This window comes from Xanthomonas sp. NCPPB 1638, from assembly GCF_041475635.2.
In the GTDB taxonomy this organism is placed as follows: Bacteria; Pseudomonadota; Gammaproteobacteria; order Xanthomonadales; family Xanthomonadaceae; genus Xanthomonas; species Xanthomonas cucurbitae.
The window spans coordinates 2,477,033-2,491,756 of record NZ_CM192984.1; the positions used below are offsets into that span (position 1 = coordinate 2,477,033).

Below are 14,724 nucleotides of genomic sequence, written 5' to 3' on the forward strand. Positions count from 1 at the left end.
TGCGGGGGTTTAAATCAGACGATTTATCTTGAGACGCTTTCCGATGACCAATCTGTTGTGGCAAAAACCCGGTTTGGCGGTGGACGCCAAGATCCAGGCCTTCCTGGCCGGCGGCGACGTGATCCTGGACCGCGAGTTCTTCCTGTACGACATCGCTGCCAGCACGGCGCATGCGCAAGGCCTGCAGCACATCGGCATTCTTGACGCCGACGAGCTGGCCGGTCTAAAGCGCGAGCTGGCGGTGTTGGCCGATGATTTCCGCAGCGGTGCCTTCGTGTTGGACGAGCAGTACGAGGATTGCCATTCGGCCATCGAAGCGCGCCTGACCGAGCGCCTGGGCGATGCCGGCCGCAAGATCCATACCGGGCGCAGCCGCAACGACCAGATCTTGGTAGCCACACGTATGTGGTTGAAGGACAAGTTGCAGCGCGTGGCCGAACTCAGTCGCGAGATCGCCAAGGTGGCGCTGGACCGCGCCCAGGTCGAGGCGGCGTTGCCGGTGCCTGGTTACACGCATATCCAGCGGGCGGTGGTGTCTTCGGCGGGCATGTGGTGGGCCGGCTGGGCCGAGGCCTTCATCGACAACGCGGTGCGCGCCAACGCCACCTTGCAGCTGGTGGACAGCAATCCGCTCGGTACCGCGGCCGGTTACGGCGTCAATCTGCCGTTGGATCGTGCGCACACCACCGCCGCGCTGGGATTCGCGCGGCTGCAGGTCTCGCCGATCTATGCGCAGCTTTCGCGCGGCAAGTACGAGCTGGCCGCGCTCGAGGCGCTGGGCAGCGCAACGCTGGATCTGCGGCGTATCGCCTGGGACCTGTCGCTGTTCACCAGCGGCGAGTTCGCGTTTGTCGCGTTGCCGGCGCAGTACACCACCGGCAGCTCGATCATGCCCAACAAGCGCAACCCCGATGTCATCGAATTGATGCGCGCCACCCACGCCAGCGTGGCGGCGGCGCGTACCGAGATCGAACAGCTGCTGTCGCTGCCGTCCGGTTACCACCGCGATCTGCAGAGCAGCAAGGGCGCCATCGTGCACGGTTTCGGCCGCGGCCTGGCCGCGCTGGAATTGCTGCCGGCGCTGTTGGCCAACCTGGAATGGCGTCCGGACAAGCTGCAGGCGGCGATCGATTCGGGCATGTATGCCACCGATGTGGCGGTGGAAGCCGCGGTGGCCGGGGTGCCGTTCCGCGATGCCTACAAGGCCGCCGCCGAAGCCTCGGACACTGCAGGGCAGGGGCGCACGCCGGAAGGCAGCCTGGCTGCACGCGTCTCGCCCGGTGCGGCGGCAGACCTGCAGCTGGATGTGTTGCGGGCACGCTGGCAGGCGCTGGTCTGATGAGCGTCGTCAATCGTGCCTCGGCCCCGCATTACCACTGGGGTGGAACCTGCGATGGCTGGCATTTGCTGGATGTGCCGGACTTGAGCGTCATCGAGGAGCGCATGCCGCCCGGTGCCAGCGAAACCTGCCACCGGCACCTGCGCGCGCGGCAGTTCTTCCGCGTCCTCGACGGCGAGGCGGTGCTGGAACTGGACGGCACCGCGCATGTGTTGCGCGCTGGCGATGGTCTGCATGTGCCGCCCGGCGCGGCTCACCAGATGCGCAACGCATCGATGGCCGATGTGCGCTTCCTGGTGGTGTCTTCGCCGCATAGCCATGGCGATCGCTATGCGGCCACTGAGGAATTTCCGCAATGACAACGCTCTATCTGGTCCTGGCCATGCGCCTGCCCAGTTTCAACGATGCCGCCATCCAGCCGCATCGCGACTTCTTGGAGGCGCTGCGGGCACAGGGCAAGCTGCATCTCACCGGCGGGTTCACCGACGGCAGCGGCGGTGCCTATGTGCTGTGCAATGTGGACACCTTGGCGCAGGCGCAGGCCATCGTTGCCAGCGATCCATTGGCGACCCTGCAGGCCTCCGAGCTGAGCGTGCACGAATGGACCATCCGCTGAGGCCGCGCCCATGACGACCTCACCGGCTGCGGATGCCGTGTCCCCGTTTATCGAGCAAGTGCTGCCGCCATGGCGACGCGCGGTCCTCAAGGTTGGCAGCAGCCTGCTCGCCGCCGATGGCGGCGGCCTGTCGCCGCGTTTTGCGCTGGGGCTGGCACAGTTCGTCTCGGCCAATCTGGCAGCCGGGCGCGAACTGGTGATCGTGTCCTCCGGCGCGGTGGCTGCCGGCCGCGCAATCCTGCCGAAGGCCGCCGAGATCGGTGCGCCGATCGCCGCGCGCCAGGCGCTGGCCGCGCTCGGGCAGGCGCAACTGATCGCACTGTGGCAGCGCTTCTTCGAACGCCCGGTGGCGCAGGTGCTACTCACCCACGACGACCTGCGCAACCGCCGCCGCTACCTCAATGCGCGCGCCACCCTGGGCGAACTGCTGCGGTTGGGTGCGCTGCCGGTGATCAACGAGAACGACACCGTGTCGGTGGACGAGCTCAAGCTGGGCGATAACGACAACCTGGCCGCGATCGTCGCTGCGCTGGTCGATGCCGATGCCTTGTTCATCGCGACCGACATCGACGGGCTGTACAGCGCCGACCCGCGCAGCAACCCGATGGCGCGCGCGCTCGACGAGGTGCCCGACCTCACGCCCGAGGTATTGGCGATGGCCGGCGGCAGCGGCAGCAGCGTGGGCACCGGCGGCATGCGCACCAAGCTAGAGGCTGCCGCCAAGGCCGGCGCAGCCGGTATCGAAACCTATCTGTTCAATGGACGCAGTGGCGAGGTGGTGCGTGGGTTGGCGCAGGACCGCCTGCGCGGCACCCGCATCCACGCCGCGCGCACGCGCATTGCCGCACGCAAGTACTGGCTGCGGCATGCCCCGGTGGAAGCCGGCGCGATCCTGATCGATGCGGGCGCGGCCACCGCGCTGAGCGAGAAGGGCGCCTCGCTGTTGCCCGGCGGCGTGGCCGGTGCGCAAGGCGATTTCCGTCGCGGCGACATGGTGGAGATCCGCCTGCGCGACGCCGACGGCGAGCGCTGTCTGGCGCGCGGGGTCAGCCAGTATTCGGCGCTGGATATCCGCCGCATCGCCGGCCGCCATTCGCGCGAGATCGACAACGTGCTTGGGTATAGCTACGGCGAGAACGTGGTGCACCGCGACGACCTGGTGCTTTTGTAGCCGGGAATCGGGAATCGGGAATCGGGAATCGGGAATCGGGAATCGGGAATCGCAACAGCGTTTCCAGCTGACTTTCCCGCTGCCGATTTCGTTGCCGTAAAGTGGTGGCGCCCGCTTTTACCATTCCCGATTCCCCACTCCCGATTCCCCCAATGACCATCAAATCCCTCGCCCTGCAATGTCGTGATGCCGCGCAGGTGCTTTCGCAGCTTTCCGCGCAGGCCAAGCAGGATCTGCTCGAGGCGATGGCTGCCGCGTTGGAAGCCGACACAGCCTCGATCCTTGCCGCCAATGCGCGCGATCTCGATGCTGCGCGCGCCAAGGGCACCGGCACCGCCATGCTCGATCGGCTGGCGCTGGACGACAAGCGCCTGGCTGGCATCGCTGCCGCATTGCGCGAGGTGGCGCAGCTGCCCGATCCGGTCGGCCAGGTCACCCGCGATGACACCCGTCCCAACGGCATCCGGGTGCAGAAGGTGCGCGTGCCGCTGGGCGTGATCGCGATGATCTACGAAGCGCGTCCCAACGTGACCGCCGATGCGGCGGCGCTGTGCATCAAGGCCGGCAACGGCGTGATCCTGCGCGGCGGTTCGGAAGCGATCCATTCCAACACCGCGATCGCGCAGGCCTTGCAGCGTGCCTTGCGCGCGGCAGAAGTGCCGGAGGCAGCCCTGACGCTGGTGCAGGACCTGCGCCGCGAGACCATGCTGGAGTTGTTGCAGCTGACCGACATCGTCGACCTGGCGATCCCGCGCGGCGGCGAGGGCCTGATCCGCTTCGTCGCCGAACACGCGCGGGTGCCGGTCATCAAGCACTACAAAGGCGTCTGCCATCTGTTCGTGGACGCCTCGGCCGACCTGGAGCTGGCGGTGCGCCTGTTGGTCGATGGCAAGGCAAGCCGCCCCTCGGCCTGCAACGCGCTGGAAACCCTGCTGGTGCACGCCGATGTGGCAGACCGCTTTCTGCCGCTGGCTGCCCACGCCCTGCAGGCGCGCAAGGTGCAGTTGCGTGGCGATGCAGCCACGCGTGCGCTGCTGCCGGACATTGCCCCTGCCAGCGAGGCAGACTACGCCGCCGAGTTTCTCGACCTGATCCTGGCGATCCGGGTGGTGCCGGATCTGGACGCCGCGCTGGCGCATATCCACACCTACGGCTCGGACCACACCGAAGTGATCGCCACCGGCGATGCGGCCAATGCCGAACGTTTTGTGCAGGCATTGCGCGCGGCGGTGGTGATGGTCAATGCCTCGTCGCGGTTCTCCGACGGCGGCGAGCTCGGTCTGGGTGCGGAGATCGGCATCTCCACCACGCGCCTGCATGCCTATGGCCCGATGGGGCTGGAGGCTTTGACGGTGGAGCGCTTCGTGGTGCGCGGCGAAGGTCAGGTCCGGCACTGAGCGCTGGCTGGCGCGCAGCAGAAGGCGCTGCACTCCGGCGCTGATCGACAGTACGCGCGCGCAAGGCATCAACGCGCGCCGCAGGCGTGGTCAGGCGGCGCGTCACCCTCCGCTCCCCTGACCTTGGTCGGTCAGGCCAGCCTACCCGCATGCCGCCTCTCCTGGCGCTGGCGCCAATCCACCAACCACGACCTTTGACACTCCCCCGGCAGGCGCGGGCTTGCCTACAGTCGGCAATTGCCCCCCAACCATGCTATCCGGAGTCGTCGATGCGCCGTCTTGCCGCCTGCCTGCTCGCCACCGCCATTGCCGCCGCCACCGGCAGCGCCTTCGCCCAGACTGCGGCGATGACGCCGGACATCACCGGCAAGCCCTTCGTCGCGAGCGATGCCGCCAACGACTACATCAAGCGCGAGGTGATGATCCCGATGCGCGACGGGGTCAAGCTGCACACCGTGATCGTGCTGCCCAAGGGCGCGCACAAGGCGCCGATGGTGCTGACGCGCACGCCATACGACGCCAGCGGGCGGACCGAGCGCATGGCCTCGCCGCACATGAAGGACCTGCTTGCGCAGGGCGATGATGTCTTCGTCGAAGGCGGCTACATCCGGGTGTTCCAGGACGTGCGCGGCAAGTACGGCTCGGAGGGCGACTACGTGATGACCCGGCCGCTGCGCGGCCCGCTCAATTCCAGCGAGGTGGACCATGCCACCGACGCCTGGGACACCATCGACTGGCTGGTCAAGAACGTCGCCGAATCCAACGGCAAGGTTGGCATGATCGGGTCCTCGTACGAGGGCTTTACCGTGGTGATGGCGCTGACCAACCCGCATCCGGCGCTCAAGGTGGCAGTGCCGGAAAGCCCGATGATCGACGGCTGGATGGGCGATGACTGGTTCAACTACGGCGCGTTCCGCCAGGTGAACTTCGACTACTTCACCGGCCAGCTTGCCCAGCGCGGCAAGGGCACCGGCATCGCGCGGCAGGGGCATGACGACTACAGCAACTTCCTGCGTGCCGGCTCGGCCGGCGACTTCGCCAAGGCGGCCGGTCTGGAGCAGTTGCCGTGGTGGCACAAGCTCACCGAACACGCCGCCTACGATGCGTTCTGGCAGGAGCAGGCGCTGGACAAGGTGATGGCGCGCACGCCGCTGAAGGTGCCCACGATGTGGCTGCAGGGGCTGTGGGACCAGGAAGACATGTGGGGCGCGATCCACAGCTACGCGGCGATGGAACCGCGCGATAAAGGCAATACGCTCAACTATCTGGTGATGGGCCCGTGGCGGCACAGCCAGGTGAACTACGACGGCAGCTCGCTGGGCGCGCTGAACTTCAACGGCGATACCGCGCGGCAGTTCCGTTCCGAGGTGTTGCGCCCGTTCTTCGACCAATACCTGGTCGACGGCGCGCCCAAGGCCAGCACGCCACCGGTGTTCATCTACAACACCGGCGAGAACCATTGGGACCGCCTGCAGTCCTGGCCGCGCAGTTGCGCCAAGGGCTGCGCGGCAACCAGCAAGCCGCTGTATCTGCAGGCCGGCGGCAAGCTGTCGTTCCAGGCACCGGCCGCCGGGCAGCCGGGCTTCGAAGAATACGTCTCGGATCCGGCCAAGCCGGTACCGTTCGTGCCGCGCCCGGTGGATTTCGCTGACCGCAGCATGTGGACCACCTGGCTGGTGCACGACCAGCGTTTCGTGGACGGGCGTCCGGATGTGCTGACCTTCGTCACCGAGCCGCTGACCGCGCCGCTGCAGATTGCCGGCGCGCCGCAGGTGCATCTGCAGGCCTCCACCAGCGGCAGCGACAGCGATTGGGTGGTGAAGTTGATCGACGTGTATCCGGATGAGATGGCGTCCAGCCCGAAGATGGGCGGCTATGAACTGCCGGTGTCGCTGGCGATCTTCCGCGGACGGTATCGCGAGAGTTTCAGCGCGCCCAAGCCGCTGGCGCCCAATCAGCCGCTGGCGTTCGAGTTCGGTCTGCCCACCGCCAACCACATCTTCCAGCCCGGCCACCGGGTCATGGTGCAGGTGCAGTCCAGCCTGTTTCCGCTGTACGACCGCAACCCGCAGACCTATGTGCCGAACATCTTCTTCGCCAAGCCGGGCGACTACCAAAAGGCCACCCAGCGCGTCTATGTGACGCCCGACCAGCCCAGCTACATCACTCTGCCGGTGCGCTGACCGCACGGGCGCCGCGTGCCGGCGGCGCCCAGCTGTCTTCCAGCAACTGCGGGCGGCAGGCCACCCAGCCGGCCACCAGCTGGATCAGGATACAGATCACCAGGAAGACGAACGGAAACGCCCAGCCGCCGCTGTGCGCGTGCAGCCAGCCGAACAGGAACGGTCCCAGGCAGCTCACCGTATAGCCCACGCCCTGCGCAAACCCCGACAGCGCCGCCGAGCCGGCAGCGGTGCGGCTACGCTGGTTGACCAACACGAGCGCCAACGGGAATGTGCTGGAGCCCAGCCCGAGCAGGGTCACCCACAGCACCGGCGCCGCCAGCGGTGCCCACCACAGCCCGGCGAACGCGAACAGATGGCAGCTCGCGCACCCCAGCACCATCGGGAAAGGATTGCGCATGCGCACCGCCAGCGCCGGCATGGTCAACCCGCCGACCATGCCCAACGCCGAAAACAGCGCCACCATGGTGCCGCCGAAGGCGGGCGAGCCGCCGGCTTCGCGCAGCAGCGTGGGCAGCCAGGTGAACATCGAATAGGTGACCAGCGAGGTCATGCCGAAGGTCACTGCCATGCCCCAGCCCAGGGCCGTCCGCGCAACGCGGCCTTCGGCTTCGGGGGTCGGGGTGATCGCGGCGGGGCCGGTAGCACGCAGATGCCCCGCACTGGTGTGCACCAAAGCCCAGGCGGCCAATGCCAGCAGGGCCGGCAGCACCCACACCACCATCGAACTGCGCCAGCCCAGCGCGTCGGCCACCGGGACTGCCAGCAAGGCCGGCAGCAAGGTACCCACCTGCAACACAGTGATGTAGAGCGTGCTGACCCGACCCACGCGGTCGCCGAAATAGCGCTTCACCAACGGCGGCAGTACCACGTTACCCATGCCCATGCCGGCCAGCGCCACCAGCGAGCCTGCCAGCAACCCGCCGGTGCCCGGCAGCAGCGGCCGCAGGACCAGCCCAAGCGTGGCCAGGGCCATCGACAGCATCGCCGTCTGTAGCAGGCCGACGCGGCGTAACACCGTAGGCGTGGCGACGCCCGTCAGGGCGAACGCGGCGGTGGGCAACATGCCCAGCGCGCCCATGGTCGGCGCCCCGAAGGCGTACTCATCGGCGATGCGTTCCAGCAGCGGCGTCAGCGAGGTGACCGCCGTGCGCAGGTTGAAGGCCGACAGCAGAATGGCGGCCAGCACCAGCCCGCGACCACGCAGCTGGGCGGACGGGGAGAGCGTGGCAGTAACAACAGACATGCAAGGACCATCCGCACCGTGCACATCCGTGCAGCGGCGCCTGAAAACACAAAACCGGCGCGAGGCCGGTTTTGTGTTTTGAAACTGGTCGGGGAGACAGGATTCGAACCTGCGACCTCTACGTCCCGAACGTAGCGCTCTACCAGACTGAGCTACACCCCGAAGGAGCCGCGTATGTTACATAGGCAGTGCGTAATCGGCAAGCACTTGACGCAACTTTTTACTGCGGCGGTTGACCTTGCTCCTGCTCGCGCGCTTCGAACCACATGCCGTTGAGCACGGCGGCCAGTGCAGCCAGGCCGGTGCCGAGAATCCAGGCGAAATACCACATCGGTGTGCTCCTTGAAGTGGATGAAAGTGAGAAGCCAGGTTGCAGCGACGCCTGCGCATTGCCGCACCAACGCGACTCAGTAAGCGTTGGGATTGGACGACAGTTGGTCGGCAGTGACCTTGCCGCGCAGCACGCGATAGACCCAGGCGGTGTAGGCCAGGATGATCGGCATGAACACGGTGGTGGCCAGCAGCATGATCCACAGCGTGAGCCGGCTGCTGGAGGCATCCCACAGCGTCAGGCTGGCGCTGGGTGCGGTGGAGGAGGGCAGCAGGAACGGAAACAGCGCAAACCCCACGGTGAAGATGATGCCGACAATGCCGCTGCCGGAGGCGATGAAGGCCAGGCCGCCGCGTCGCGCACGCAACAGCAGCGCGCTCATCGCCAGGCCCAGCAGTCCCACTAACGGCGCCAGCAAGGTTGCCGGCATGCTGTGGTAGTTGTGCAGCCAGCCACCGGCGGCGGTGAGCGCCGCGGTCTTGGCCAGCGGATTGGACTGCGCATCGGTCGGCAGGACCGAGGTCACCGCATAGCCGGGCAGGCCGAGCGCCACCCAGGCACCGCCTGCGGCGAACAAGGCCACCGCACACCACGCGGCAATACTGCCCAGGCGCGCGGCACGTTCGGCCACCGGGCCATCGGTCTTGAGCACCAGCATGGCCGCACCATGGGCGAGCAACATTGCCACGCTGAGCAGGCCGGCCAGCAACGCGAACGGCGACAGCAGCCCAAGCAGATTGCCGGTGTAGAACGTACGCATGCTGTCGTCGAAGTGGAACGGTACGCCCAGCAGCACGTTGCCCACCGCCACGCCCAGGATCAGCGCAGGAATGAAGCCGCCGACGAACAAGGCCCAGTCCCAGGTGTCGCGCCAGCGTTGATCGGGAAGCTTGCCGCGGAACTTGAAGCCCACCGGGCGCAGGATCAACGCGAACAGGATCACGAACATCGCCAGGTAGAACCCGGAAAAACTCACTGCATACAATGGCGGGAACGCAGCGAAGATCGCGCCGCCGCCCAGGATCAGCCAGACTTGGCTGCCCTCCCAGACCGGGCCGATGGTGTTGATCACCAGCCGGCGCTGTACATCGTCGCTGGCAACGAACGGCAGCAGCGCGCTCACGCCCAGGTCGAAGCCGCCCATCACCGCATAGCCGGACAGCAGCACGCCCAGCAACAGCCACCAGATCACGCGCAAGGTGGCGTAGTCGAGCAAAACGAAATCCATGAGGTCTCTCCTTCGATTACGGGGCGCTGCCGGCCACGGCGCCGTGGCTGGGCGGAGCATTGCGTGCGGGTGCGTCGTTCGCCGGGGCTGGCGGGAACAACACGTCCGATCCCTTGCGAATGGTCTTCAGCGACAACTTGATCGCGATCACCAGCAGCGTGGTGTACAGCGCGGTGAAGCCCACCAGGGTCAGCACGATCTCGTACAGGTCCAGCCCGGAGGCCGCGTAGAACGTCGGCAGCACGCCTTCCACCGCCCATGGCTGGCGGCCGTATTCGGCAACGAACCAACCGCATTCGATCGCAATCCACGGCAGCGGCAAGGTCCATACCGCCAGCGTGAGGAACCAGCGTTTTTCCTGGAAGTTGTGCTTGCAGGCGAGCCAGAACGCTGCCGCGAAGAAGGCGATCAGATAGATGCCGATGGCCGCCATGATGCGGAAGGTCCAGAACAGCGGCAGCACCCGCGGCACGGTGTCCATCGCCGCCTGCGCGATCTGTTCGGGGGAGGCATTGCCGATATCGTCGCGGTAGCGCTTGAGCAACAGGCCGTGGCCCAGGTCCTGCCAATGCGCATCGAAGACCTTGCGTGCTTCGGCATCGTTCTTGTCGGCACGAATGCGTTGCAGTGCGCCGTAGGCGATCTGGCCGCCGCGGATGCGGTGTTCGGTGCGTTCCACCAGTTCCATGATGCCGGGGATGGGCGTATCCAGCGATCTGGTGGCGATCAGGCCCATCAGGTAGGGAATCTTGATCGCGTAATCGTTGCGATGGGTCTGCTGGTTGGGGATGCCGAAGGCGGTGAAGTCGGCTGGTGCGGCTTCGGTCTCCCACATCGCTTCGATCGCGGCCAGCTTCATTTTTTGGTGTTCGTTGGCCGCATAGCCGCTTTCATCGCCCAGTACCACCACCGACAGCGACGACAGCAGGCCGAACGCTGCGGCCACCGCGAAGGAGCGACGCGCCATCTCCAAATGCTTGCCGCGCAGCAGGTAGAACGCGCTGATCGACATCACGAACACCGCGCCCAGCACGTAGCCGGCACTGACGGTGTGCACGAACTTGGCCTGCGCCACCGGGTTGAACAGCACCGCGACGAAATCCACCACCTCCATGCGCATGGTGTCCGGGTTGAACACCGCGCCGACGGGGTTCTGCATCCAGCCGTTGGCGATCAGGATCCACAGCGCCGAGAAATTGCTGCCCAGCGCCACCAGCCAGGTGACGACCAGGTGCTGCACCTTGCTCAGCCGGTCCCAGCCCAGGAAGAACAGGCCCAGGAAGGTCGCTTCCAGGAAGAACGCCATCAGCCCTTCGATCGCCAGCGGCGCACCGAAGATGTCGCCCACGTAGTGGCTGTAGTACGACCAGTTCATGCCGAACTCGAACTCCATCACGATGCCGGTACCGACACCCATGGCGAAGTTGATGCCGAACAGCACGCCCCAGAACATGGTCATGCGCCGCCAGATCTGCTTGCCGGTCATGACGTAGACGCTTTCCATGATGCCGAGCAGGAACGACAAGCCCATGGTGAGTGGCGGGAAGATGAAGTGGTACATCGCGGTGATTGCGAACTGCAGCCGCGACAGTTCAACAACGGTCGAGTCGATCATGGCGGGCGGGCCTGGTTGGGTGTCGATGAAGGAGTTGCATCAATCATCTGCGCTTGCCGCGCCCTGCGCGTTGATCCAGATCAATGCGGCTGGGAGACAGTGCGGCAAAATGCCCGTCCCGACCGGGGGAGGAGACCATTACAATGGCACTATCGAGCAGTTTTCGGAACGCGATGTGAGCCAACCCGGCGCAGGAGCCAGCGACACGCCCGCCCAGCGCCGACAGCGCGGCCAACGGCTGGACGCGCTCGCCGTCTCGGCCACCCGTCAGCGCCGGCTGGCCGGCGTGGCAATAGCGTTGTCGGGTGTGCTGCTGCTGGCACAGGCGGGGACCATTGCCTGGTTGCTGCAGGCGGTACTGGTGCAGCATCTGGCACTGTCGCAGCTGCGCGAGGCGGGTGCTGGCCTGCTGCTGGCGGTGTTCGGCCGTGCGCTGCTGACGGCCTGGGCGCAGTCGCTGACCGGCGAGGTGGCCGATGTCGCCAAGCGGGAACTGCGCGCCCGCATCGCTCGCCGCCTGGTGCAGCACGGGCCGGTGTGGTTGCGCCGGCAACGCAGCGGCGAGCTGGGCGAGCTGAGCCTGGCGCACACCGATGCGCTGGAAGGCTATTTTGTCGGCTACCAGCTGGCGCGGACCGAAATGCGGCTGGTGCCGCCGCTGATCCTGATCGCGGTGTTCTCCATCGATTGGGTGGTGGGCCTGGTATTGCTGCTGACCGCACCGCTGATTCCGTTCTTCATGATGCTGGTGGGCTGGGGCGCCGAAGCGGCCGGCCGCGAGCAATTGCGCGAGATGGCCCGCATGGGCGGGCACTTCGCTGACCGGCTCAAGGGTCTGGGCCTGCTGCGCGTGTATGGCCGCGGGCAGGCCGAATTGAGCGGCATTGGCGCCGCGGCCGAGGGCGTGCGCGAGCGTTCGCTGAAAGTGCTGCGCATCGCGTTTCTGTCCTCCACCGTGCTGGAGTTCTTTGCCTCGGTGAGCGTGGCGATCGTGGCCTTGTACTTCGGCCTGAGCTATCTGGGCATGCTCGATCTGCACGGCCTGCCCACGCTGGGCGCCGGCATGTTCTGCCTGTTGCTGGCGCCGGAATTCTTCGCGCCACTGCGGCGGCTGGCCGCCCATTACCACGACCGCGCCAATGCGCTGGCCGCCGTGGCCGAGGCTGAGCGCTTGCTGGAAGGCTTTGCAGACGACGCTGCAACCCGCGTGGCGATGCCGCTGCTTGCTGCCGCAGCGCCGGCGCAGATGCCCTTGCTGCAGGCGAGCGAATTGGCGTTGCGTCCTCCCGGCGCGCCGCAGGTGGTGGTCGAGCGGTTTTCGCTGGTGCTGGAACCCGGGCAACGGGTGGCGCTGATCGGCGCCAGCGGCAGCGGCAAGAGCACGCTGCTGGAAGGCCTGGCCGGCTGGCTCACCCCGGAAGCGGGCAGCCTGGTGCTGCGCCCCGGCACGCGGGTGGGCTATGCCACGCAACGGCCATACCTGTTCCACGGCAGCATTGCCGACAATCTGCGCCTGGCCGACCCGCAGGCCAGCGACGCGCGGCTGCATGCCGTGGCCGAGGCTGCGCAGGTGATGCGTTTTGCCGCGCAGCTGCCGGAGGGCCTGGACACGGTGATCGGTGAACGTGGTTTCGGGCTCTCCGGTGGTGAAGCGCGTCGCGTTGCGTTGGCGCGGCTGCTGCTGCGCGAGCCGGCGGTGTTGCTGCTGGACGAACCCACCGCCTTCCTCGACCCGGAGACCGAAGCAGAGTTGCTGCGCTCGCTGGGCGTGTTCGCACGCGGCCGTGCGCTGGTGCTGGCCACGCATAGCGCGGCGGTGATGGCATGGGCCGATACGGTGATCGACCTGCGCGGGGCGAGTGTGGGAGCGCAGCTGTCATGAGCGCTGCACGCCACGACCGTCTGCGCGACGTCTTCGCCCGGCATGCCTGGCGGCTGGGTCTATCGGCACTGTTGGTGCTGGTCACCCTGCTGGCCGGGGTAGGCCTGCTGGCCTTGTCTGGCGGCTTCCTGACTGCTGCCGCCCTGGCCGGCGTGGTCGGCATGGGCGCCGGCTTCAATTTCTTTTCGCCCTCGGCCGGCATCCGCGCCCTGACGTTCGCGCGCATCGTGTCGCGCTATGGCGAAAAACTGATCGGCCACGATGCCACCTTGCGTATCGCCCGCGATCTGCGCGTGTGGTTCTTCCGCCGCGCCCTGCCGCTGGCACCGGGGCGCCTGTCGGCCACGCGGACCGGCGATCTGCTGGCGCGGCTGATGTCCGACATCGGCGAGGTCGATGGCGTGAGCGTGCGCGCGCTGGCGCCGCTGGCGGCATTGCTGGGCATCTGGGTGGCTGGCATGGTGGCTGCCGCCTTGATCCATCCGCCTGCGGCGCTATTGCTGCTGACCTTGGGTGTGGCGATCGGCGGGCTGCTGCCATGGCAAGTGGCACGCGGCGGCGCGCAGCGCGAGCAACTGCGCGCAGGCCAGCGCACGCAGCTGCGGACGCGGGTATTCGAGGGCCTGGAAGGCGCAGCGGATCTGGCTGCGGTCAACGCCCAGGATGCCTGGCTGCAGCAGGTCGATGCGGACTCTGCGGCGCTGGGCGACGGCGATCGCCTGCAGCGCCGGCGGTTGATCGGCGGCAACCTGCTGCATGCGATCTGCGGCGGCATCGGGTTGGCCGGCATGCTGTGGCTGGCACTGCGCGCCGCCGAGCAGGGCGCGATCACTGCCGAGATGGCGGCCGCGCTGGTGTTTCTCACCATGGCGTTGCTGGACGTGTGGGCCGGCGCCGGGCTGGCCCTGCAGGCGCTGCAGAGCGCGTGCGTGGCGGCCGGGCGGTTGCAGGCCATTGTCGATCAGGCACCCTCGGTCAGCGACCCGGCCCAGCCCGCCGAGGTGCCGTGCACGGGCACGCTGCAGTTGCAACAGGTGTGCTTCGCCTGGCCCGGTAGCGTGCGTCCGGTGCTGCGCGGAGTCGACCTGTGCCTGGCAGCCGGCGAGCGCATCGCCATCAGCGGCGACAGCGGCAGCGGCAAGAGTACCTTGTCGGCGCTGCTGCTGCGGCTGTGGGATCCGCAGGCCGGGCAGGTCAGCTACGCGGGCATCGATCTGCAGCGGTGTGCGCAGGCGCACTGGCATCAGCGCATTGCCTGGTTGCCGCAGCATGCGCCGGTGTTTGCCGGCAGCGTGCGCGAGAACCTGTTGATCGGCGACGCCGCCGCCAGCGACGCTTCATTGTGGGCCGTACTCGACCAGGTGCGTCTACGCGACTGGGCCAGCGCGCAGAACGGGCTGGAGACCTGGGTTGGCGAGAATGGCGCCACGCTGTCTGCCGGCCAGGCACGCCGCCTGGCGTTGGCGCGCGCCTTGCTGCGCGATGCACCCATCCTGCTGCTGGACGAACCCACCGACGGGCTCGATGTGGATACCGCCCACGCCTTGCTGCTGGATCTGGCCGCCGCGCTCGGCGAGCGCAGCCTGGTGATGATTACCCACGACAGCGTGCCCGCCGGTGTCGTGCACCGGCATTACCGCATGCGCGGCGGAGTGCTGCAGCCGCCGGATTGAGCGGCATCGTAATGGATGCGCCGCTGCGCGCGCGACGCAGGGG

The 14,724-nt window shown here is 67.3% G+C and carries 12 protein-coding genes and 1 tRNA gene; 8 read left to right on the forward strand and 5 right to left on the reverse strand.

Annotated elements, in window-relative coordinates:
• Window positions 1–43: 43 nt before the first annotated feature.
• The 6 genes from ACCQ13_RS10710 to ACCQ13_RS10735 all read left to right on the forward strand — a co-directional run bounded on the left by ACCQ13_RS10710 (window position 44) and on the right by ACCQ13_RS10735 (window position 6,706).
• On the forward strand, window positions 44–1,339 hold the full coding sequence (locus ACCQ13_RS10710; protein WP_159407170.1) for an argininosuccinate lyase: 1,296 nt from the start codon (window positions 44–46) through the stop codon (window positions 1,337–1,339).
• The gene (locus ACCQ13_RS10715; protein WP_104603243.1) at window positions 1,339–1,698 is read left to right on the forward strand and encodes a cupin domain-containing protein; all 360 of its coding nucleotides are present in this window, start codon (window positions 1,339–1,341) and stop codon (window positions 1,696–1,698) included. The genes ACCQ13_RS10710 and ACCQ13_RS10715 overlap by 1 nt, the downstream gene beginning before the upstream one ends.
• A complete protein-coding gene (locus tag ACCQ13_RS10720; protein ID WP_104603244.1) occupies window positions 1,695–1,955 on the forward strand; it encodes a YciI family protein in 261 nt (86 codons plus the stop codon). The genes ACCQ13_RS10715 and ACCQ13_RS10720 overlap by 4 nt, the downstream gene beginning before the upstream one ends.
• Before the next feature lie 10 nt (window positions 1,956–1,965).
• A complete protein-coding gene (proB, locus tag ACCQ13_RS10725) occupies window positions 1,966–3,126 on the forward strand; it encodes a glutamate 5-kinase (protein ID WP_104603245.1) in 1,161 nt (386 codons plus the stop codon).
• Between the two features lie 152 nt (window positions 3,127–3,278).
• Window positions 3,279–4,523 (forward strand): glutamate-5-semialdehyde dehydrogenase, encoded by a 1,245-nt coding sequence (locus ACCQ13_RS10730; RefSeq protein ID WP_104603246.1) that lies wholly within the window; start codon window positions 3,279–3,281, stop codon window positions 4,521–4,523.
• Between the two features lie 269 nt (window positions 4,524–4,792).
• Window positions 4,793–6,706, forward strand: coding sequence for a CocE/NonD family hydrolase (locus ACCQ13_RS10735; protein ID WP_104603247.1), 1,914 nt, complete (start codon window positions 4,793–4,795; stop codon window positions 6,704–6,706).
• Here the strand turns inward: ACCQ13_RS10735 and ACCQ13_RS10740 are convergent.
• The 5 genes from ACCQ13_RS10740 to ACCQ13_RS10760 all read right to left on the reverse strand — a co-directional run bounded on the left by ACCQ13_RS10740 (window position 6,687) and on the right by ACCQ13_RS10760 (window position 11,126).
• The gene (locus tag ACCQ13_RS10740) at window positions 6,687–7,952 is read right to left on the reverse strand and encodes a CynX/NimT family MFS transporter (RefSeq protein ID WP_104603248.1); all 1,266 of its coding nucleotides are present in this window, start codon (window positions 7,950–7,952) and stop codon (window positions 6,687–6,689) included. The two genes, ACCQ13_RS10735 and ACCQ13_RS10740, sit on opposite strands and share 20 nt — an antisense overlap.
• Window positions 7,953–8,037: 85 nt before the next feature.
• Window positions 8,038–8,114: transfer RNA gene (locus ACCQ13_RS10745), tRNA-Pro, on the reverse strand.
• Between the two features lie 58 nt (window positions 8,115–8,172).
• A complete protein-coding gene (gene cydX, locus ACCQ13_RS10750; protein ID WP_104603249.1) occupies window positions 8,173–8,283 on the reverse strand; it encodes a cytochrome bd-I oxidase subunit CydX in 111 nt (36 codons plus the stop codon).
• 76 nt (window positions 8,284–8,359) lie between these two features.
• Complete coding sequence (cydB, locus tag ACCQ13_RS10755) at window positions 8,360–9,511, reverse strand: cytochrome d ubiquinol oxidase subunit II (protein WP_104603250.1); 1,152 nt, start codon at window positions 9,509–9,511, stop codon at window positions 8,360–8,362.
• A gap of 16 nt (window positions 9,512–9,527) precedes the next feature.
• Entirely contained in the window at window positions 9,528–11,126 is a 1,599-nt protein-coding gene (locus ACCQ13_RS10760; RefSeq protein ID WP_159407171.1) for a cytochrome ubiquinol oxidase subunit I, read from the reverse strand.
• A gap of 109 nt (window positions 11,127–11,235) precedes the next feature.
• Between ACCQ13_RS10760 and cydD the strand changes: the two genes are divergently transcribed.
• Together cydD and cydC are read left to right on the forward strand one after the other, a co-directional pair.
• Window positions 11,236–13,008: a thiol reductant ABC exporter subunit CydD gene (gene cydD, locus ACCQ13_RS10765; RefSeq protein WP_104603252.1), complete on the forward strand. Its 1,773-nt coding sequence runs from the start codon at window positions 11,236–11,238 to the stop codon at window positions 13,006–13,008.
• Window positions 13,005–14,681, forward strand: coding sequence for a thiol reductant ABC exporter subunit CydC (gene cydC / locus ACCQ13_RS10770; RefSeq protein WP_159407172.1), 1,677 nt, complete (start codon window positions 13,005–13,007; stop codon window positions 14,679–14,681). Before cydD ends, cydC begins: the two co-directional genes overlap by 4 nt.
• The last annotated feature ends 43 nt before the right edge of the window (window positions 14,682–14,724 follow it).